This window comes from Enterococcus sp. AZ163, from assembly GCF_050498925.1.
GTDB classification, from domain to species: domain Bacteria; phylum Bacillota; class Bacilli; order Lactobacillales; family Enterococcaceae; genus Enterococcus_A; species Enterococcus_A ferrettii.
This window is the reverse complement of the sequence record NZ_JBIPAO010000001.1, coordinates 1,939,191-1,959,070: the sequence shown is the minus strand read 5'-3', so window position 1 is coordinate 1,959,070 and position 19,880 is coordinate 1,939,191. Positions and strand designations below refer to the sequence as shown.

At 39.1% G+C, this 19,880-nt stretch carries 18 protein-coding genes; 2 read left to right on the top strand and 16 right to left on the bottom strand.

All coding sequences use genetic code 11. The annotated features are described in order from the left end of the window. Positions 1–58 precede the first annotated feature (58 nt). The 11 genes from IGI46_RS09250 to IGI46_RS09200 all read right to left on the bottom strand — a co-directional run bounded on the left by IGI46_RS09250 (position 59) and on the right by IGI46_RS09200 (position 14,643). Positions 59–4,543, bottom strand: coding sequence for a WxL domain-containing protein (locus tag IGI46_RS09250; protein ID WP_429963025.1), 4,485 nt, complete (start codon positions 4,541–4,543; stop codon positions 59–61). Continuing rightward, positions 4,527–4,814, bottom strand: a complete 288-nt coding sequence (locus IGI46_RS09245) for a hypothetical protein (RefSeq protein ID WP_429973310.1) — start codon at positions 4,812–4,814, stop codon at positions 4,527–4,529. The genes IGI46_RS09250 and IGI46_RS09245 overlap by 17 nt, the downstream gene beginning before the upstream one ends. Before the next feature lie 74 nt (positions 4,815–4,888). Further along, on the bottom strand, positions 4,889–5,962 hold the full coding sequence (locus tag IGI46_RS09240) for a DUF916 and DUF3324 domain-containing protein (protein ID WP_429973309.1): 1,074 nt from the start codon (positions 5,960–5,962) through the stop codon (positions 4,889–4,891). Between the two features lie 66 nt (positions 5,963–6,028). Then, positions 6,029–6,673 carry a WxL domain-containing protein gene (locus IGI46_RS09235; protein ID WP_429963022.1) on the bottom strand — a complete coding sequence of 215 codons (645 nt, stop codon included), beginning with the start codon at positions 6,671–6,673 and terminating at the stop codon, positions 6,029–6,031. Positions 6,674–6,950: 277 nt separating this feature from the next. Continuing rightward, positions 6,951–7,781: a sensor histidine kinase gene (locus tag IGI46_RS09230; RefSeq protein ID WP_429973308.1), complete on the bottom strand. Its 831-nt coding sequence runs from the start codon at positions 7,779–7,781 to the stop codon at positions 6,951–6,953. A gap of 427 nt (positions 7,782–8,208) precedes the next feature. Next, complete coding sequence (locus IGI46_RS09225; protein ID WP_429973307.1) at positions 8,209–8,952, bottom strand: LytR/AlgR family response regulator transcription factor; 744 nt, start codon at positions 8,950–8,952, stop codon at positions 8,209–8,211. A 274-nt stretch (positions 8,953–9,226) separates the two neighbouring features. Further along, entirely contained in the window at positions 9,227–10,234 is a 1,008-nt protein-coding gene (locus IGI46_RS09220; RefSeq protein WP_429973306.1) for a lipoate--protein ligase, read from the bottom strand. Positions 10,235–10,245: 11 nt separating this feature from the next. Continuing rightward, a complete protein-coding gene (locus IGI46_RS09215; RefSeq protein ID WP_429973305.1) occupies positions 10,246–10,983 on the bottom strand; it encodes an MBL fold metallo-hydrolase in 738 nt (245 codons plus the stop codon). Continuing rightward, positions 10,980–11,765, bottom strand: coding sequence for a DUF975 family protein (locus IGI46_RS09210; protein ID WP_429973304.1), 786 nt, complete (start codon positions 11,763–11,765; stop codon positions 10,980–10,982). Before IGI46_RS09210 ends, IGI46_RS09215 begins: the two co-directional genes overlap by 4 nt. Before the next feature lie 28 nt (positions 11,766–11,793). Further along, the gene (locus tag IGI46_RS09205; protein ID WP_429963016.1) at positions 11,794–12,873 is read right to left on the bottom strand and encodes a M42 family metallopeptidase; all 1,080 of its coding nucleotides are present in this window, start codon (positions 12,871–12,873) and stop codon (positions 11,794–11,796) included. Between the two features lie 387 nt (positions 12,874–13,260). Continuing rightward, positions 13,261–14,643: a serine hydrolase domain-containing protein gene (locus IGI46_RS09200; RefSeq protein WP_429973303.1), complete on the bottom strand. Its 1,383-nt coding sequence runs from the start codon at positions 14,641–14,643 to the stop codon at positions 13,261–13,263. Between the two features lie 294 nt (positions 14,644–14,937). Between IGI46_RS09200 and IGI46_RS09195 the strand changes: the two genes are divergently transcribed. Further along, positions 14,938–15,174 carry a hypothetical protein gene (locus IGI46_RS09195; protein WP_429973302.1) on the top strand — a complete coding sequence of 79 codons (237 nt, stop codon included), beginning with the start codon at positions 14,938–14,940 and terminating at the stop codon, positions 15,172–15,174. Positions 15,175–15,250: 76 nt separating this feature from the next. Then, on the top strand, positions 15,251–15,523 hold the full coding sequence (locus IGI46_RS09190) for a hypothetical protein (protein ID WP_429963014.1): 273 nt from the start codon (positions 15,251–15,253) through the stop codon (positions 15,521–15,523). A gap of 51 nt (positions 15,524–15,574) precedes the next feature. On the opposite strand, the gene gndA is transcribed toward IGI46_RS09190, so the two are convergent. From gndA to IGI46_RS09165, 5 genes are read right to left on the bottom strand one after another with little or no spacing between them, the layout of a single operon-like run. Continuing rightward, positions 15,575–16,984, bottom strand: coding sequence for an NADP-dependent phosphogluconate dehydrogenase (gene gndA, locus IGI46_RS09185; RefSeq protein ID WP_429973300.1), 1,410 nt, complete (start codon positions 16,982–16,984; stop codon positions 15,575–15,577). Beyond that, positions 16,981–17,937: a Gfo/Idh/MocA family protein gene (locus tag IGI46_RS09180; protein ID WP_429973958.1), complete on the bottom strand. Its 957-nt coding sequence runs from the start codon at positions 17,935–17,937 to the stop codon at positions 16,981–16,983. Before IGI46_RS09180 ends, gndA begins: the two co-directional genes overlap by 4 nt. Before the next feature lie 18 nt (positions 17,938–17,955). After that, on the bottom strand, positions 17,956–19,113 hold the full coding sequence (locus IGI46_RS09175) for a PTS fructose transporter subunit IIC (RefSeq protein WP_429963012.1): 1,158 nt from the start codon (positions 19,111–19,113) through the stop codon (positions 17,956–17,958). Further along, positions 19,113–19,421, bottom strand: a complete 309-nt coding sequence (locus IGI46_RS09170; RefSeq protein ID WP_429963011.1) for a PTS fructose transporter subunit IIB — start codon at positions 19,419–19,421, stop codon at positions 19,113–19,115. Before IGI46_RS09170 ends, IGI46_RS09175 begins: the two co-directional genes overlap by 1 nt. Beyond that, positions 19,409–19,879 carry a PTS sugar transporter subunit IIA gene (locus IGI46_RS09165; RefSeq protein WP_429963010.1) on the bottom strand — a complete coding sequence of 157 codons (471 nt, stop codon included), beginning with the start codon at positions 19,877–19,879 and terminating at the stop codon, positions 19,409–19,411. Before IGI46_RS09165 ends, IGI46_RS09170 begins: the two co-directional genes overlap by 13 nt. Between the last annotated feature and the right edge of the window lies 1 nt (position 19,880).

Sequence of the window (19,880 nt, the reverse complement as noted above, 5' to 3'; positions counted from 1 at the left end):
TCCTTTATTCTAAAAGCGGGAAGAAAAGAGGATCTCGTCGCTCTTTTCTTCCATAAACTTATGGTAAAGTATCCATTGTCCAGGTTACCTTTCCACGGTATTCTCTAGTTGCCTGAGCAGTTCCTCCAAGAACCTTCAATTGGACCGAGTTTCGATCAATCGTGTACTTGAATTTCCCTTGGGCTGAGGCACTGTTAGGACTTTTCCATAGTTCGACGCTTGTGTTACTTGGTAGTACTTCATATCCAGAATTACCAACATTAAAGGTGCTGGATACGTCCTCGGGCCAAGTTGCTCCACCATCAGACGATCTCGACAACTTTTTACCAACGATTAATGCAGCATTAGTTAGTTCAAGATTGCTGCCATCAAAAGTTGTAATTGAACTTAACTTAGCTGAAAGTACCCAATTGTTGACCATTCCAATATTTTCAATTTCCATGTTAAACGAACCACTTGTTGAAGCTAATGGATTCGTTGTATCCACATCACTGCGGGTTAAGCTGCCAAAGTTGAATTCTGGTACATTTTCAAAGTAATAGCCTGGCATACGCGTCAATGTTGTCACTGTATTTGCTGTTGACCAATCTGACCATTTGTTGCTTTCATTTTTCATTCGGTATTTTACATAATAAACTGTGTTTTCTTTCAAATTTTTCAGTTTAAATTCAACCGATTTCGTTATCAGATCGATCGCTGGTGCACTGTTCAACGACGGATTTGTTCCCGTAGAATTGTAGACAAGCGTTCTAAAATCATTGGCATTTCCGGTTAAACTAATTGCCACCTCAGCGTTGTCATTCGCACGAGTAGGATCAGGATGAGCAGGGCTCATAACATCCACATTATAGCTTCCGCTTACAGTCGCTTTTGCGGTGTTCACTGTTATTGGTCGCTCGGTTGCTGATGCAGTTGGTGTATTCACCGTGAGTGTCGTGCAGAAAACAGTTTCTGGTGAATCTACAGCTACTTCCTCATAATCTGGTACAGTTAATCGACCTTTGTATTTCGTACCTGGTGCTAAACCGGAAATAGTTCGAGCACCGTTGTAATTGATGTTGCTAGCAGTACCATCGACACCAGTTACGCGGTCATGAACTAAGTCTGTGTACACTGTAGTTGCGGAAAGCCAATTAGTTTCTGAAGCTTTCATCATCTTGAATTGACCATTCGCCCAAGTTGCAGAAATGTCCCCGTAATATTTAGAAGCATGTAATTGTACAAACGTTGGTCCTACTATAGCATTTTCTGCTTGTGGAATAGTTGGTCCATTAATTCGCAATTGAATCCCCTGTGTACTAATTATCCCTTCACATTCTGTCCAATTAGACCATACTTCGGTTTGCACCTCTTCTTGTGGGAAATTGCCTATCCCGTTCTCTATTTTATAACGAACATCGTACACCGTTTTAGATGATAAACCCTTTAGTCTAAAAGTAACCCGCTTACGAGAAGAAAAATCAAAGTTGAGATCATGAACACGTACGGTTTGCCACTGAGATGTTCCATTCTTTCTAATTTGAACTTCAATGTCATTAGGATAAGCCGGATTTTCTCTTTCTTGAGTTGCAGCTGCGTAAAAACCGCTTAGAACAGCTTCAGCATTTGTCGCATTAGTTGGCTTCACTGTACTGGTTGTTGTCAGTACAGTAGGAATAGTTGGTGTGACAAAGCTGGTCCATTCAGAGTAAGTATCGCTAGTTGGTGTCTCTGGTCCTGGTTTTTTTAAAACAGCACGTGCGCGATATTTTGCTCCAGCTCTAAGACCAGATATTGTTAACTTACCATAAGTTCCACCAATTGTTCCTGGATGCGTTAAATTTTCAGCCTTCGTAATGATCATACCTGCTCCGCTTTCGGATGAATATTCAATTCTTCCCCGAGAAGGAGAAACATTTCCTCGATATTCACTATTACCAACTACTGCACTGATAACTGGAGTAGCAGTATTGGAGACTTTCAATTCGCTAATTTTAGGTTGTACTACTTCTAAAGGAATAACAGCCATAGAAACTATATTATTTGTCTGTTTCGGATCAGACCATACTTCATTGGCAGAACCATTATTTTTTCCATTCTCTACTTTGTACCTAACATTGTATGCTGCTCCAGCTTTTAAACCATTTACTTTAAAAGTAATACGTTTATTCCCAAAATCGATATTTCGATCTTCTTCTCGAAGGTTAACGTTTACCCATGAACTCGTACCCACTTCTTGAATCTCAACTTTAATTTTATTCTTGTCTGGATGAGCAGCTCGCTCACGCATGTTAGTTGCTGCTTGATAAAATCCTTTGAAAGTTGCAGAACCGTAACCGTTTGTTGCAGTAGTTGGCTCTTGTTTTCCAGTAAGTTCTAGATCTGTCAATATAGTTGGCGTGACAAAATCATCGGTCCATTCAGACCAAGCTGGCACATTATTTGAAGCCATAATACTGGTTCTTGCTCGATATTTTGATCCAGGATATAGATTAGTGAGTTCTACTGTTCCATAGTTTCCATTAGAGTATGGAAGATTGGTTGCCTTCTGAGATTCCATTCCAGTTCCAGATTCATTTGAATATTGGATGAACCCTTGATTTGGTAGAACCGTACCCGTATAGGTATTGTTACCAGCAGTAGCACTAACAGAAGTTATATTCGTTACGTTAGGTGGCTCGATTGTTACAGGAATCCCCTTTGTTGTGAAATTTCGCGACTCTGAATCTGCCGACCAATTATTACTAGCATTTCTCACTTTATAACGGACAAAATATTTAGTATTAGCATTAAGTTTAGATAATGTAAAGGATACCTGTTTGTTTCCAGGATTGATAATTGGATTTGTAGTTGCTGGTGTTGTTCCAGTATTAATTACGTTCCAATTAGAATTGTTGGTACTAATCGATACTTCTACTTGTGAAGGATGTGCGGCTACATTCCCAACATTATAAGTTGCTACCACATTTGCCGTAGCATTGTTGTTAACAGTGGGAGTACCCAAAGCCGAAATTCCCGGTTGATTAACAGTATTTGGGGTATAAAAGTAGCTGCTTAATCCTGAATATCTATCTATGCGGTCATAGTCTTTTAATACCACTCTTCCCTTATATCTAGTTCCTGGTGTCAGTCCTGTAATTGTTGCTCCCCTATAGTTTCCACCAGTAGAAGTATCATGATTCAAATTGGTTATTTTTGTCTCATAATTACTACCCTCGTTAGAAGTGATCTGAACTAACCCATCATTCGCATCTTGAGATATGTCTCCATCGTAAGAGCTCCCATTCATACTAATTGATGTTGTTGTGGCACTGCTTTGTACGAATCCTGGTACCCTAATGTTGGTCAATGGTGTTGGCGGTTCCGTTCTGAAATGATAGGATCTTTCCTGATTCATATTTGTTAAACCTGAAAAACTCATATGTTGAGCCCACTCAGTTGTTTCATCACGATTCCTAATATAAACCATCCAAACATAGTAATCAGTATTAGGTGTCAGCCCTGTAATAGCTACCTCCTCTCTACTATGATATGCATTAGTTATTGTTCCTCCCGTATGAGGAATATTCACTATTCTTAAAGCATTTTGCTTTACAATAGCCCATGGTCCGCGATTAATTTGCGGATGTGTGCCATTTATATTCCTTATAAATTCAGGGTCTGTATGAACAACCGCATAAACCGGATGCGCTCGATTTGAAACACTCGTTACTGAAGATTGAAAAGAAATTTTTCCACTTTCTTTAGTTACTTCCCGGATGCGAACATAGTTCAAGTAATCATTATCTATATTTCCATGATGGTCAAATGAACTAGAGAACAAAGAAATCCCTCTGTCTAACCTAAAAAAGTGTTGCATTTCTTCTGAATCTTTTTTATCTAAAGCCTTAGTTGATTTAGTATTTTGTTCTAGCTTGTTTTTAATAAAATACTGGGCTTTATGAACATCAATAGCTCGCAAATCATCATTTTCATACCTCTTGACTTCATAATCCAGTAATAAACGATACTCTGCTGATTCATCAGCATCACTGGAAAATCCAAAAGGAACTTCTTCTTTGTTTAAAGAATATTCTTGATTTTCATTCAGTGTAATCTTATCGACCGTTTCCCACTCGCTATCCGCAAGCCTTTTTTGCAAAATCGTCGCTTTCAAAAGTGTCTTTGAATAAACATTATCTTCAACAATTGATTCAGCTGTGATTTTACCCTCGATAAGGAACTGTTCATCTAGCTTTTGCTCATCAAGCTTAATCACTGGATGTGGAGAGTCCGCTTTATTCTCATCATTCAACATTCGTTCGTCATACTCTTTTTCGACTTCTGTTGGAATGACGGGGGCTTTCTCAATCACATTTTCTGTAGTACTTTCTATAGTGCTCTCTACTGTTTCTGAATCAGAAGAGACCGATTCCTTCAGATTCTCACTGGTTGATTCACTGACAGTCTCTTGAGTAAAACTTTCTTCAACCGTCGTGGCTACAGCTAGCATTGGGCTCAAACTTTGAAGCAGCAAGCCGCTGACCAGCAGATAATTGATTAGTTTTTTAGTTGCTGGCTTCATAAGTCTGATCCTTCCTTTCCTTACCTAATACAAAAAGAAGAACGGTAACGCCCAGTGTCAAGCAGCCTAAACAAGAAAGAAGCTGACTATAGCTTTCACCTGTGACCGGCAATCGTTTTCCACTTGTAGCAATGGATGAGTGGTCGCTTGGATTCTTCTGAATAACATCTCCCCCGCCGTCAACTACAGGAGGCGAAGTTTGAGTAATGGTAACCTTAATCTTGGTCTCTGCGCTGGTTGCTGCCTCTGCAGGCAGATTAATTGCCAGCATAAAAGTCAAAAGACTGAAGAGCCCAAGACACTTGATCACTTTTTTATCATAAGTTCACCTTCCTTTCTATGAACTTATCTTGCTTCCCATTTTTTTCTACGAAGATACAGACAGCCAATATTCATGAGGGTCAGTATTCCTAGCGCCATAACTACCAGTGGTGTCCACTTAGGATAGGTTAAGGTGTAAACCGCTTCTTCATTCATCTTTTGAGCTGTTTCTTTATTGATGCTAAATTCCTCTTCCCATGACCAGCTATGTGGACCGGAGAAAGCTTTGATAGATAGAACATAGTCTCCTTGCTCAATCGGATCCAAACCCCAAGTTGTTGAAAAATCGAATTGTGAGTTTGGTGCCATCCGCATACCCGTTGCTTTACGTTCTCGGAGTACTTCTTTTTCGCCCTTTTTACGTAACGCTGTCTGGACTTCCAGTTCGTTCAAAATTTGACTTTCTGGATTTTGGAGACGAGCTTGAATCACTCGTTTTCCTTGATCAACGGTTGGCTTCACACGGATCAGATTTAAAGACGAGCCATTTTCATAGTCGTCCTCCTCTGACATAGCCACTAACCCCACCCGATAACCAAAGGAAGAACCAATACCCTTTTCCTCAGTCTCATCTGTAGCACTCATGGCACAAATAGCCCCTATCTTCACTCCTTCAAAAGCTTCAGCGGGCGGATTGATGGTGATTGTCACGTCTTTTGTTTCAAACTCTTTGACAGTGACTTCCTTAGGCTCTACACTAGCTAATTCCTCAATCGGCTGAACCAGTGTCTCATCCTTGATGATGTCCTCATGGTCATAATCAATCGTTCCCTCGGAGGTTGTATACGCATTTTTGATATAAAGCTTTACTTTTTCTTCTGCTTTTTGAGTGCTTTTTACCTTTAAAGTCAATTTTTGCGGTTCTTGCGGAGCTACCTTTATAAAGAAGAAACTTTTGGTTGGATCTAGCTGAGTAGTCGGTTTAACCGCCTCTACAGTAAAGCCCACCTTTCCCTTTTCTTCTTTTTCAGGTATCTCTTCACTAGCAAATGCTCGGTTACAAGATAAAAAGAATAGGCTTACTATAAGGAAAAGACTAGTAACTAATTTAAATGAAGGATGTCTGACGAATTTTTCATGATTTTTCTGCCTGCTCATAGTGTTTCTCCTAACTAAAAAGGGAGAGAAGAGAATTGTCCCTTCTCTCCTTATTCTTTAGAATGATTAAATCGTATCAGATAAAGTCCAAGTTACATTTCCCTCGAAGGTATCACTTGGGTGATCTGTATCTGCTGCTGCAAGGTTCAATTCCATTGCTTGAATAGGAACAGCAAAGCCTTGACGTGTACCTGTAGAGCTTTGAGCAATTTCTAAAGATGCACCACCTAGTGGAAGCGTCACTGAAGCCGTTTCAGTAACACCAGCTGCTACACCACCTAAGTTGGATGAAGTCGGTTCTAATGGTTCTGTCCAATCTAAAGTATCCCCTACACTTACTTTAATAGATCCAGTACTAATTGTTGCACTTGTTGAAGCTAGTGCAGATGCTTTTGCTGATAATTTCCAGTCTGTTCCTGAAGTTCCTGGACGAATATCTCGCAATGCTACATAGCGGTTTGATAAAGTAACATTTGATGTTACAGCTTCACCTGCGGTATGAGTCTCAAAGTCTACTAGAGCTGGTACATAACGTAGAGACAAGTCATCGCCATCTTCTGGAATCACAATATGTCCATCTGCATCGAAGCTTACTTTTACAGGTGTATCAGCTGTATCTGCTGCAAAAGCGCCAATACCACCTACACAAATGCCTCCCATCATTGCCGTGCTAGCTAACCCGACTAAAACTTTTTGCTTTAAATTTTTCATCTCTTTTTCTCTCCTTTTTCTTTTATAGTTTGAGATGTATATCGAATCCGAATAACCAGATTGATACCGAAAATGACCAGCTTACTCTTTTAAGAAAGATCTATCATAAAATATAATGGAAAGTTCCAACGGCCTATTACAAAGATCATTTTTTAAACAAATCCATGATAAAAATTTGTTTTAATAAAGGAATAAACAAATAGCCGCGTTACATGTATTACTGTAACACGGCCATTTGTTTATTTTATTTATTTGTAAAAAAATGACTTTTTTCTCGTCATATGTGGTCTTCGAACAACAGCACCTCAATTGAGAATTGTTTGTCCTCCCATTTATAGGTAAGCTCCCCATTGTAGTTGTCAGCTACAGCTCGCATACTCTTCAATCCTAAACCATGGTTCCCTGAATTTTTTCTTGTATCTAGCGAATGGTGTAAACCATCCGTACTATTTTTACATTGAACGAACAAACAATGTCTTTTCAAAAATACTTCTAAAAAAATGAAGGCTCCATCCTCACAATAGCCACAGGCTTCGATCGCATTATCCAGGATGTTCGATAAAACATTAATGAGATCATTGTCTGCAATCGCTAGTTCGGAGGGGATCACTATTTCTACTGAATAATCAATCCCCTTTTCTTTTGCTAGACCAATTTTATCCGCAACAATAAGATTTACCAGTTTGTTTGAAGTAAAGAAGGTCTTTTCATAATTTTCGGATTTCTGAACTAAGGTTGCCAGCAATTCTTCAAGTTTTTCATACTGCTGTTCTTGATAGTAGGCTTGTATCCCCAGCAACTGATTTTTCATATCATGCTTAAGCATACGTACTTCTTCCTGATGTTGCTCAACCTTTTGATAATATTGATTTTCCAAAACGAGTTTCTTTTCATTCAACTGATGTTGGTAGTTTTGTTCATGCACTTTCTCGATCACCTTAAAAGAGAAGTAATACATGATTAACAAAATCATATGAGAGCTTACTAAAAATTTATCCGTACTAAACAACACGTAACTGGAGATAGTAAAACAAACTAACACAATCGCAATATAAAGAAAGGCAACATGAGCTGGCAGTGAGTGGTGCTTCTTTGATTTTCTATTCATCAGAAAAACAATTAACAAAATAAGAAACAACGCCAATTCTCCTGAATACCAATCTGTTTGCAACAACTTAGCTATTTCCTCAGTACTTTTTATTGAAATCAAAATGAGCCACAATACCGATTCAGTAAGGGTAAAAAGAAACTGCATAAGAAAGCAAAGAAATAATTTTCTATACCATGCTCCGCAGAAAAAAAGGCTGAATATACTATAATATGAACATAGAAGTAAAAAAAGTAAAATAATTCGTGGATACACTTCATCTATTAAATTGATCTGTGCATTTATGTACATCATTAAAAACGTACATAAATACAAAAAAAACCAGCTTTTTCTCTTTCTACCTGAAGGTTTAACCTCCAAGAAAGTCGAATGAAGCAAATAAGTGTTCATAAAAAAAAGCGTTGTAAAAACAAAGTAAGAGAAAAACCTAGCTAGCATTCCCCTCACCACCCTTAAATGACGTATTTCCCATCATTCGAAGATAGTTCCGGTACTGCTTTAAAAACGACGAACGCAGTCTCTTGCTGATAGGCAGTCTGTTTTTATTCTTCATAACCACTATTTTTTCTTCCAAAACATCGATATAATTCATGTTCAATAAATAGGACTGATGGATTCGGGCAAATGTACTTAAATCAAGTTTTTCCTCGGCCTCCTTTAATGTCCCATAGTACTCGTGACACTCTTTGTCTGTAGTAAAAACACGGATTTTTCGCCCTGTACTCTCAAGATACTCAATTTGAGTTATGGGCAGTGTTTTTAATTGCTTGCGAATGACGAAGTGGAACAGTTTTCTTTGCTTCATAAAAAATTTTTCTGCAGATAATAAAATGGACGAAAACTTTTCCTTATTCAACGGCTTTACCACATAATGAAAGGCCGTCACATCAAAGGCCTCCAAGACCCATTCCTTATGACTTGTTACAAATATAATTAATGCATCCAAGTCTAGCTCTCGGATTTTTTTGGCGGTATCTACTCCATTGGTTCCCCGCATTTCGATATCCAATAAATAAATCTGGAAATAGCTAGCATGCCTTTGAATATAAGCAAGAAGCTCGTCTCCAGAGGTAAACACTTCAGACGTACATGTTTTTTGAAATAAATCCTCCACACATTGTTCGATTTGATCACAAAAGAAAAGATCATCATCACAAATGGCAATATTCATATCAACTCCCCCTCAATAATTATATTATCATATAAAATTTAACCATACGATAAGAATCAGATTATTTTTTTAACAAAAGTATATTTATCGATAGACAAAAACCTAATTACACCGTTTTTGCATTAATTTTGATTATAAAAATATCTTTTGCGTCAAAGAGTTACCTGACAATCCTTAAGATTTTTCACCGCAACTTATACTAAGTAAGGGAGATCAAAAGAACAAAAAAGCAGCAAGCCGCCTAACACTAAGCGATTTGCTACTCCTTCTTCTCTTAATAGAGTAATGATAAAAATTCTTCTTTAGTGACGTTGCCAAAATAATGCGTCAGATCAATTTGATCCACTACCTCTTCCAACGCAGCTTTCTCATATCTTGTACCAACTAATTGATCTTCTACGTCCTTAATTTCCCCTAGGCCAAAGAAATCACCGAAGATTTTTGCTTCTTTGATTTCACCTTCAGCTACATTCAAACGGACCTCAATGGAACCAATTGCGAAGCGTTGACGACGTTCCAGATCAAACTCAGGAGAACGACCATAGTTCCAATCCCAGTTTCTGTAATACTCGTCAGAGATTTGATTGATCGCTTTCCAGTCCTCATCGTTCAATTCATGCGTCTTCACCTGGTCGACACTGTCCACACCAAAAATCTGTAACAGAATCGCTTGGCGGAATTCCTCAGTCGTCATATCTTGTTTATCATCCGGCAGGAACGGCTTGATATTGGTAACACGAGAACGGATGGATTTAATCCCTTTTGATTCGATCTTGTCTTTACGAACCTTCAAAGCATTAACGACTTTATCGACATCACTGTCAAACATCAAAGTTCCGTGAGCAAACATCCGACCATTTGTTGAGTACATTGCATTCCCAGAAAACTTCTTATCCTCAATAACCAAATCGTTACGGCCCTTTAACTCAGCGCCTTGAACGCCTAATTTGTGCAACGCTTCTACGATGGGTTCAGTCAGCTTCTTGAAATCTCGGAAGGAATTTCCATCATCTGGCATAATGAAGCTGAAGTTCAAATTCCCAGTATCATGATACACAGCTCCCCCGCCACTTAATCGACGGACAACCTTAATCTCCTGCTCTTCCACATATTCTTTGTTGATTTCTTCGATCGTATTTTGGTTGCGCCCGATAATGATAGAGGGCTCATTGATATAAAACAATAGAATTGGCTCATCCAATGGCATATTGCGTAATAAATAGGTTTCAATGGCAAGGTTTACTCGTGGATCACGTTCTTGATCGTTTGGCACGTAAAGCATTCAATCATCTCCTAAATAATAAATTGTTTATGCGGTGCTGCCAGCTCCACTGGAATTTCGCCGCTGGCCGCTTGAGCCTGCTGACGCAATTCCTCTAAATCCCCCTGCTGCGGCAAGTGAGTCAACACTAATTTTTTCACAGCAGCATTTTTAGCAAAAGTTCCCGATTCCTGCGCAGTGAAATGCGCCTTATGATGCTCATTTCCGTTAAACAAATACGTATCTGCTAAGAACAAATCAGCATCCTTAGCAAACTCATTAAAGCCTTCCAAGTAGCCGGAGTCCCCAGTAAAGACGAAGACTTTCCCCGTTTCATCCTCAACAAAACGCATCGCATAGCAAGGTACCGGATGAATAGTTTTCATAAAAGTAATGGTAAATGGTCCTACCTTCAAATCTTCTGCTTCAAAGTATGGACGACCTTCCGTTACCCCTTCCATCGTTAAATCATTAAAATGAAAGTCATCTTCTGTATGACCATAAATTGGTAAAATCGGTTTTGGTACTTGGGTTGGATAAAGCTGCCAGTAATACTGAAGCACACCCAAATCCGCAATATGATCATGATGGTAATGGGTTAAAATCACTGCATCCAACGCTAATGGGTCCAGCTCTTTTTCCAGTTCAACTAAGGTTGCACTCCCTGCATCCAGCAGCAAATTAAAATCGCCGCTTTGCAGTAAGTAGCTGGTGGTACCTTGTCCCTCATAAGGATACGCACCTAGACAGCCTAAGACCGTCAATTTCATGCCATCGTCTCCTTTGTTTCCAATTTTTCTTTTAGTGCTTGATCATAAAAAGCTGCTGTCGCTGCATTTGAATAAGCAACTGCCCAGAATAAAGGAATTACAAACAATAGGGCACCTAAAGCGTACCAGCCAATAAAGGAAAGCTCTAGTAATATATACTGCCCCCAACGATCCTTGATCAAATCCCAAGCTTTTTTGATACAGTCAGTTGCACTTAACTCAGGATAATCAAATCTCAAATAAGCAGCAAAGCGGAACAAGCCTCCAATAATGCTTGTCACAAACAAGAATAAGATCAAAGTAATTAAAAACAAAAGAACAAAACCGGCACTCGCCAATTGCCCTAAACTAAAATAGTCAATACTTCCTGCTCCAACAACAAAACTAAAATAAAAGGCCAGTCCCCCCTGTAAAATGAGCGGAATGAAAATAACGAATCCCAGTACGTATTGTACGATTAAATAAATGATATTAATGATCAGAATTGGCAAATAGTATCTTCCTTGAAAAACCACAAATAATTGTGCAAGGTCCGCTCGACCGCCCCGAACCACAAATAAACCGACATAATAAATCGCGTAAGAAAAAGCAAACAAGACAAAGGTGCTGATTAAAAATGACATCACCGATTTAACCGAACCGTTGTTAACCACACTCGTTACTTGTCCAATGGCCATTCCCAATAATGAACTAAGGAAAATAAAACCAGCGTTGATTCCCCACTGTCCCTTTAATCGTTCTTTGGCAATTTTACGATAATCACTAACCATTAATTTTTCCATTTTGTACCTCTTTCATTTTTCATTTCTATTAATAGTCTCTCAAACTAGCTAAAGCATCGTTGTCTAAGCGAGCCACTACCTCTGTTACTAAACGAACCGTATTCAAATAATCATCCTCATGAATGATCGTATTATGAGAATGCAAGTAACGCACGGGTACAGTAATCGCCAAAGATGGCACGCCATCACGCGTTAAATGCATTTGGCCTGCGTCTGTTCCACCACCAGCAATCACGGTGTATTGGAATGGAATCTCTAATTCCTCCGCTACCTTGATTACAAAGTTCAATAACCGTTTGTGAGGAATCATGGAAGCATCATAAATTAAAATTTGCGGACCCTTGCCTAAAACCGAATCTGCTTCCTTCGGTGTCATGCCTGGAGTATCCCCAGCTGTTCCGGTATCCAAAGCAAAAGCCACATCTGGATTTACTAAATGAGTGCTGGTGCGTGCCCCACGTAATCCAACCTCTTCCTGCACATCACTTCCAGCAAATAATACATTGTGATGTTCACGTTTCGATAAGTTTTCCAACACACGTAAAGCTACAGCAGTTCCAACTCGATTATCCCAAGCTTTAGCCAACAAGAATTTAGTTTTATTCATGCGCTTGTATTCCGTATAAGGAGTTACCATATCTCCAGGACGAATTCCCCATTCTTTGGCCTCTTCCTCACTGGAAGCACCAATATCGATAAACATATCTTTAATTTCATAAGGCTTTTTACGTGCTTCTGGTGACAAAACATGGGGTGGTTTTGAGCCAATTACGCCATGAATAATTTCGCCATCCATTGTTTTGATTTCTACCTGCTGTGCCAGCATCACCTGATTCCACCAGCCGCCAATCGTTTGAAACTCTAAAAAGCCTTTTTCTGTAATTTTCGTAACCATAAATCCAACTTCATCCATATGTCCAGAAATGAATACCTTTGGACCGCCGCCAGCACCATGTTTAGCCACGACACTACCTAAGCCGTCAAAAAAGATATCATCTGCAAAATCCTTAGCATATGCTTTGAAGACTTCTCTTACCTCATCTTCATTTCCAGCAATCCCTCGGGCTGAAGTCAAATCAATTAGTAGTTGTTCTTCCTTTTGATCCACAATACATCCTCCTCATTCTTACAAGTACATGAAAATTTGATGCGTGTTTTCATACTTCCAAGTATACCATTGTCAAAAAACTTTGCGTAGTCTAGATGTTTTTTCTTGGTATAATATATCCGAGGTGAAGAAAATGGCACGATTATTAGCTGTAATTGAGAATACTAAAGAGCACATTTTTGTTCAAAAATTAACCTAGCTTAGGACTGTTAAAAAAGTTCAAAAAAAGAGCGACAAACTTTAACTACCAAAAGTTTGTCGCTTACCTTTTTCTATTTTGAAAAATTAAAAGAAACAGTGCAATTCATCTATCTTCCATTTCCTAAAAAATTATTTGAATTACAACTCTTTCTCATTTCAATCAACCACCATTTCATTTAAGATACATCAATTTCTACGCCTTTTGAACAGATAAACGCCTTTAATAATTCCCGTTAGATACAAAACTATGCTGCTGCCTATAACAACTAAAAAAGCATCTGGTGTAAATTCCTGTACCATCCACAAAGGAAAACCCAATAAAGGAAATGCCAATAAAATCAGCGTAGGATAAATCATATGAACACTCACTAGAAAGATTGCTCTTCCTACTGTAATTTTCATTTTATTTTTACGCATCCATCTTCTGAATAAGAAAATGGGAAACAAACTACTGATTACGATCGAAGCATATACAGCATTTATCACCAAGTGCTTTTGTTTGTAAGATGAGTTATCTAAACGAGAGTAGTCATTGGTCAAATAAGCCTCCAACACATTATAAGTCAGATCGATCGCCAAATCGTTCGCGCAAAAAAAGTCTCCGCCATTGAACATTGCAATGATTCCAATCTTCTTTTCAGGAATAAGAATCATGTATGTCGTGTAATTTGGAACGTTCCCTCCGTGAACAATTTTTTTGTCTCCTTGACGTTGATCAATCCCAAATCCATATCCGTACTGATAATTCTTTATTACAGAGATACTGTCATTGATCATTTGATCTCGACTATTTGTTTGCAATAGTAACGATTCTTTTCGAAGGAGGTCTTGCATATACTTTCCCATATCGTTTGTACTAGAAATAACATACGCCGACGGAATGGTCAGCCAATCTGTGCTAGCATTTGTAGGACCAACTAACTCTTCTTGCTTCATCCAGCCAAAATAATTTCTATGACCAGGGACCAACTGATGCTTTTTAGCTTTTTCCAAAGAAGTAAAGCTGCTATTCATGTCAAGTGGATCAAAAACAAATTTTTGAAGATAGTCTGTATACTTCATCCCTGAAACCTTTTCAATAATTTTACCTAATAATGTATAATTAGTATTAGCATATTCATACTTTGCAGAAGAATCTTTTGTATGAAAGTTGTCAATAGTCTCATTGGTTTTGATCCCACTGTTTTGATTCAATAGTTGCTTAACTGTTGTGTTTGTTTCCTCTGTATACTCTGGTAAATAATCATGAACAGATGCAGCAAGATCAATCTTTCGAGCTTCAACTAGCTGCATTATTGCTATAGCCGTCATGGATTTACTTAGTGAGCCAATGATAAACGGTTGATCCAAACTAGTGCAATCTCCATATGTTTCAGCAAATAATACATCTTCTGCATTCACAATTTCCATACTCATCCCTGGCATTTGCGTTTTTACAAATTCTTTTTGGATATATTCGTTGAATTCCTTTTGCCCTTTCTCTGTTTGTGCCCAGGTACTGATTGGTGCAATCAAACCGAGAACAATTGCAATAATCATAAAGAACAACCCATTTTTGTACTTTTTCATTTGATTTCCCCTTAAATAATAAATTATTTTCAAGCAATAACTTGCTATATCTAATAGTATGTATTACATAGTATTGGCAAACATCAGACTTGAGAAGTATTTAGGTGTCAGACTTTTTTCTAAAAGTCAGGCTTATAATTACGTACGTTGGAATACATAAAGTTAATAACAATTGCTTCTCATACTTCGATAGAAAAAGTCACACCGATCATTAATTAGTCATCGATTACGTACTCTTGCTAATTAACATAGGCTGGACGTTTCCTTGCTGCCATTCGCGAAATCCAAGAAGAAATGGGCTTAGTCATTGATCCGGTTTTAATGGGAACTGCCGAATGGAATCATCTCGCCAAAAAAGAGCGGGAGCTGGCATTTTTATATACTGCCACAACCGCAGATGAACCTCACAATGACAGCCATCTTTTCTGGGTGAACAAAGGAGAATTACAGACGCAGCGCCTAGCTGGAACCTTGAATAACTTATTGCCTGTATTTTTTGGTGAGCTTCACCATTATTATCAAGAAGATTAAGTTTAACTTGAAGAAATAGTGTATTATATCTGGCGAATTATTGGTAAAATAAGGAAAAATGGAAAGAAGGTAAACGATGCGCGGAGTAACCTCTAACGACCAACGAGTCTATCGCTACGAATCTCCTTTTTTACTACAGGGAGAAAATGACTTGTCCTTAAGTGAACTTAGAAATATCTTTATTCGACAACTAACCGGCAACCCTCAAGCAAAATATGTTGCCAACAACTATGCTCTAGAAAAACACAAACGGACGATTTCAGTTTGGCGCAAAGATGGCAAAGTCCTTTCCGACGATGAACAGGCTCGAATTGATCAGGTGCTGCCAAGAATTTTCGAGACACATTAAAAAAGATACCTCCATGACTTCCAAACTTGGAATATGGGGGCATCTTTTTTTCTAGTACCACTTATAATGAAAAATACCTTTTCTATCCGTTCGCTCATAAGTATGGGCGCCAAAGTAGTCACGTTGAGCTTGAATCAAATTAGCTGGCAAACGCTCCGCCCGATAGGAATCAAAATAAGTAACCGCAGCAGAGAAAGTCGGTACTGGAATCCCAGATTGAACTGCCAATACAACAATTTCTCTCACAGCCGTTTGATATTGTTGAGTTATTTGACTGAAATAATCATCCAGCAATAAATTTTTTAAGGCTGAGTTCTTATCATAAGCCTCAGTAATTCGCTGTAAGAATTGTGCACGAATAATACAGCCAGATCGCCAAATTTTAGCTAATTCACCCAAAGGCAGGTTCCAATCGTATTCCTCCGAAGCTGTACGCAACTGAGCAAAACCTTGAGCATAGCTGATAATTTTACTGAAGTAAAGTGCCTGACGTAATTTTTCAATTATTAATGCTTTATCCCCAGAATAAGCTGGATGAGTTGGTTTAAATGCTATCTTGCTAGCAATAGTCCGCTCTTCTTTATAGGTAGAAATGAACCGAGCGAAAACCGATTCCGTTATCACTGACAAGGGCACACCTAAATCTAAAGCATTTTGACTGGTCCACTTACCGGTACCTTTATTGCCTGCTTTATCTAAGATTAAGTTCACCAAAGGCTGATCGCTACCTAGATCATCCTTGCGAGTTAAAATATCAGCTGTGATTTCAATTAGAAAGCTATCCAGCTCTCCTTGGTTCCATTCGGCAAAAATATCGGCCATTTCGGTAACAGATAACCCTAACAATTGCTGCATGAAATCATACGCTTCGGCAATTAATTGCATATCTCCATATTCGATGCCGTTATGAACCATCTTCACGTAATGACCTGAACCATCTGGACCGACATAAGTAACACAAGGGGCTCCATCTTCAGCCTTTGCTGCAATTTCCTGCAAAATCGGTGCTACTAGCTCATAGGCTTCCTTTTGACCACCTGGCATGATCGAAGGACCTTTCAATGCACCCTCTTCCCCACCAGATACCCCTGTTCCTATAAAATGAATACCCGAGTCAGCCAGTTCTTCACTACGACGCTGCGTTTCCTTAAAATAGGTATTACCACCATCAATCAGCACATCTCCCTGATCCAAATGCGGTAGTAGAGCCTGAATAGTTGCATCGGTCCCAGCACCAGCTTGCACCATCAAGATAATTCGGCGTGGCCGTTGGATTGCAGCAGTAAATTCTGCTATTGAGTATGCAGCTTTTAAGTTCCTATCTGGATGATCTGATAAGACCTCTGTGGTTTTAGCAGCAGTCCGATTATAAATTGCAACGGAGTATCCACGGCTTTCAATATTCAAAGCCAAATTTTTCCCCATTACTGCCATACCTACGACACCGATTTGTTGTTTCATTCTGTCACCCCTATATTTTTTCGATAGAGTTCATCAATAATAGTTGTAGCCTCGATACTTACTGCGGGAGTCATTATAGGGCTTGTCAGCAATCCTCGTTGAAGACAGTCATTTACATGATCAATCTCAAAGACAAATTCAGAATTCATTTCAAATACCAACGTCTCCTCTTTGCCCTCTTTTTCCAGAGATAAACGGTCAGTCTTCCAAAAATTAGGAATTGTCAATCGTCCGGTTGTTCCATAAATCTCTATCCGACTGTCCGTTACAATGTCTTTAGTAATTAAGATACTTACCATGATATTAGGTGCCATCTTTAGATTGATCACACAACCATCATCAGACATGGGAGGCTGAATCGCAAAATTTCCTGAAATGTTTTCCAAAGGCTGCTGAAAAGCAGTGAGTAAAAATTCCAAAGAATAAGTGCCTGCTCCACGTAAAATCCCACCACCATTAGCAAGCTTTTTGAACCATTCGCCACGCTCAGCACCGGTATGACAGCTGATAATGTTCACCCATTGAATCTCACCAAGATCCTGCTGAGCCAGTAATTGCCGAACCTTTTGATGAGCAGGCAGAAAGACCGACTTTTGTGCCTCCATTAAAAAAACGCCTTTTTCCTTGGCAACTGTAAAAACTTCCTCTGCCTGTTCTTTCGTCATACAAATAGGCTTTTCACATAAAACATTTTTTCCTGCCTGCAAAGCTTCTTTTAAACAATCATAATGACCGCCATTGTAATTGGCAATATAAATAATATCAATATCATCGTCCTGATAAAGCTCTTGATAACTTCCATAATAACGAGGAATTGCAAATTCATTTGCCATTTTCTGGGCCTGCTCAAATTTTCTGCCAGCAATGGCGACAACTTCTCCAGCATGACTTTCCCTAATTCCTTCTATAAAACGGGGAACAATTGTTGCAGTACTTAGAATTCCGTAACGCACCTTCTTCAATCCAATCACCTACACTTCATTTTCCTTAACTGTCTTTTTTAGCAGCTTGCTGCGCCAGTTAGTTTTTTCAGCTTCCATCATCCCTTCTGAAGCAGCGACTGCTTCAATCTGTAATTCCTCCTGTGATAGTGGTTTTTTGATTGTCGCATAGATTAAGCCTGTGGCAATTGATCCAATTAACCAGGCCGCAATGAAACCCAACGGTCTTGTCATCATCGGGATAACAAAAACCCCACCGTGAACTGCTGGCGATTCTGTTCCAAACACCATACCTAATCCACCTGTTAGAGCAGCCCCGGGAATTGTTGCGCAAAGTACCCGAATTGGGTCTTGCAATGCAAAAGGAATTGCTGCTTCAGTGATGTAGCAAAAAGACAAAGGTACTGCTGCTTTAGCATTTTCAATATCGCTTCGTGTAAACTTTCGCTTCTGAAAAAAAACTGCTAACGCCATACCTAACGGTGGGGTCATGCCAGCAGCCATTTTAGCCGCTGTTGAAGCGAAATTCCCCTGTGCATTCAAAGCTGTAGCAAAGGAAGAAGCAATTTTAGTAATAGGGCCGCCAAAGTCTACGCCCCAAAAACCGCCTAATACTGCCCCAAAAACAAATCGAGATCCACCTTGCAACGAATTCAAAAAGGATTCAATTCCGTTAGTCATCCAAGCGATTGGTTCGCCTAACAGAAATTGAAAGGCGCAACCTACAGCTAACGTTGTAAACACAGGAATAACCAAGATTGGAATCATTCCGTTCAGCCATGAAGGAACCTTCCAAGTTTTAATCCACTTCACTAAATATCCAACTAGGAAACCACCTAATAATCCGCCGATAAATCCCGCTTTGATTTCATTAGAAAGCAACCCGATAGCCAATGCTGGTGCTAACGCTGGACGATCTCCAATTGTATAGGCAATTCCAGCACATAATACGGGTACCGCAAAGATAAAAGCAGAAGCTCCGATTTGATTAATCTGGAAAGCGACCGTGCCCACCATGTCAGGATTGGTGGCAATATCGTAACCGCCAATTGCTTTAGCAATTGCTTGAATAATTCCACCTGCAACAATTACAGGAATCATGTAAGAAACACCTGTCATAAAGGAGGCCTTAATTTGATCCTTCATCGTTACTTTTTTGACATTTTTCTTGCGTTCGATTTTAGCCATTATGCGATCGCCTCCATCAATTCTTCAATCAATCCATCGGCATCCTTTACTGCCTCCTGCACCCCGCATTCTAATATTGGCACTGCATCAAAGCGTTTCACATTTTTAATCGTAATATCTGAAGCAATAATCATACCATTTGCGCGTTGGATATCTGCATCAGTTAATTGATTTTCAGGACCTTGTGCACCCTGGGTTTCAACTTTGATCTCGATTCCTCTTTTTTCTGCTGCTTTTTTTAAGTTTGCGGCTGCCATATATGTATGGGCAATTCCGACAGGACAACTAGTAATCGCTAAAATGTACATAATTTTTCCTCCTCTTTTTCAAATAAATGAACAATCTCATGAGTTGTTTGAGCTAACAGCAGACCCTCTCGAAAATCTTCTTCCATTAATAAGGTCGACAGCTGCGACAACAATTTCAAAAAGTCTTTTTTGGCACTTTCAGGTACAGCCAACATGATGACATAGCGAACAGGCTGATCATCCAAAGATGCCCATTCCACTTCGTTTTCCAGACGCACTAAAGTAAAACAGGTCTCCTTTACTCCTTCACTTTTGGCATGAGGTATGGCAATTCCCATACCAATACCGGTTGTACTTTGCGCTTCGCGTGCCAGAACATCTTCTAAATATTTGTCCGCATTGCTTAGCACTCCGTTTTCAGACAGTAGTTGAACTACTCGTTCAATAACATCTCGTTTTTCCCGTCCACCCAGATTAAATTGGATTAGATGAGGATTGATTGCTTTGCTTAGCTTCATA

Bases quoted from the DNA above. Each gene is read 5' to 3' on its own strand.
- IGI46_RS09170 (WP_429963011.1), bottom strand. From the start codon at position 19,421: ATGTACATTTTAGCGATTACTAGTTGTCCTGTCGGAATTGCCCATACA.
- IGI46_RS09190 (WP_429963014.1), top strand. From the start codon at position 15,251: ATGCGCGGAGTAACCTCTAACGACCAACGAGTCTATCGCTACGAATCT.
- IGI46_RS09230 (WP_429973308.1), bottom strand. From the start codon at position 7,781: ATGAATAGAAAATCAAAGAAGCACCACTCACTGCCAGCTCATGTTGCC.
- IGI46_RS09245 (WP_429973310.1), bottom strand. From the start codon at position 4,814: ATGCTGGCAATTAATCTGCCTGCAGAGGCAGCAACCAGCGCAGAGACC.
- IGI46_RS09210 (WP_429973304.1), bottom strand. From the start codon at position 11,765: ATGGAAAAATTAATGGTTAGTGATTATCGTAAAATTGCCAAAGAACGA.
- IGI46_RS09220 (WP_429973306.1), bottom strand. From the start codon at position 10,234: ATGCTTTACGTGCCAAACGATCAAGAACGTGATCCACGAGTAAACCTT.
- IGI46_RS09215 (WP_429973305.1), bottom strand. From the start codon at position 10,983: ATGAAATTGACGGTCTTAGGCTGTCTAGGTGCGTATCCTTATGAGGGA.
- IGI46_RS09250 (WP_429963025.1), bottom strand. From the start codon at position 4,543: ATGAAGCCAGCAACTAAAAAACTAATCAATTATCTGCTGGTCAGCGGC.
- IGI46_RS09165 (WP_429963010.1), bottom strand. From the start codon at position 19,879: ATGAAGCTAAGCAAAGCAATCAATCCTCATCTAATCCAATTTAATCTG.
- IGI46_RS09240 (WP_429973309.1), bottom strand. From the start codon at position 5,962: ATGAGCAGGCAGAAAAATCATGAAAAATTCGTCAGACATCCTTCATTT.
- IGI46_RS09200 (WP_429973303.1), bottom strand. From the start codon at position 14,643: ATGAAAAAGTACAAAAATGGGTTGTTCTTTATGATTATTGCAATTGTT.
- IGI46_RS09175 (WP_429963012.1), bottom strand. From the start codon at position 19,113: ATGGCTAAAATCGAACGCAAGAAAAATGTCAAAAAAGTAACGATGAAG.
- IGI46_RS09225 (WP_429973307.1), bottom strand. From the start codon at position 8,952: ATGAATATTGCCATTTGTGATGATGATCTTTTCTTTTGTGATCAAATC.
- IGI46_RS09195 (WP_429973302.1), top strand. From the start codon at position 14,938: ATGGGCTTAGTCATTGATCCGGTTTTAATGGGAACTGCCGAATGGAAT.
- IGI46_RS09235 (WP_429963022.1), bottom strand. From the start codon at position 6,673: ATGAAAAATTTAAAGCAAAAAGTTTTAGTCGGGTTAGCTAGCACGGCA.
- gndA (WP_429973300.1), bottom strand. From the start codon at position 16,984: ATGAAACAACAAATCGGTGTCGTAGGTATGGCAGTAATGGGGAAAAAT.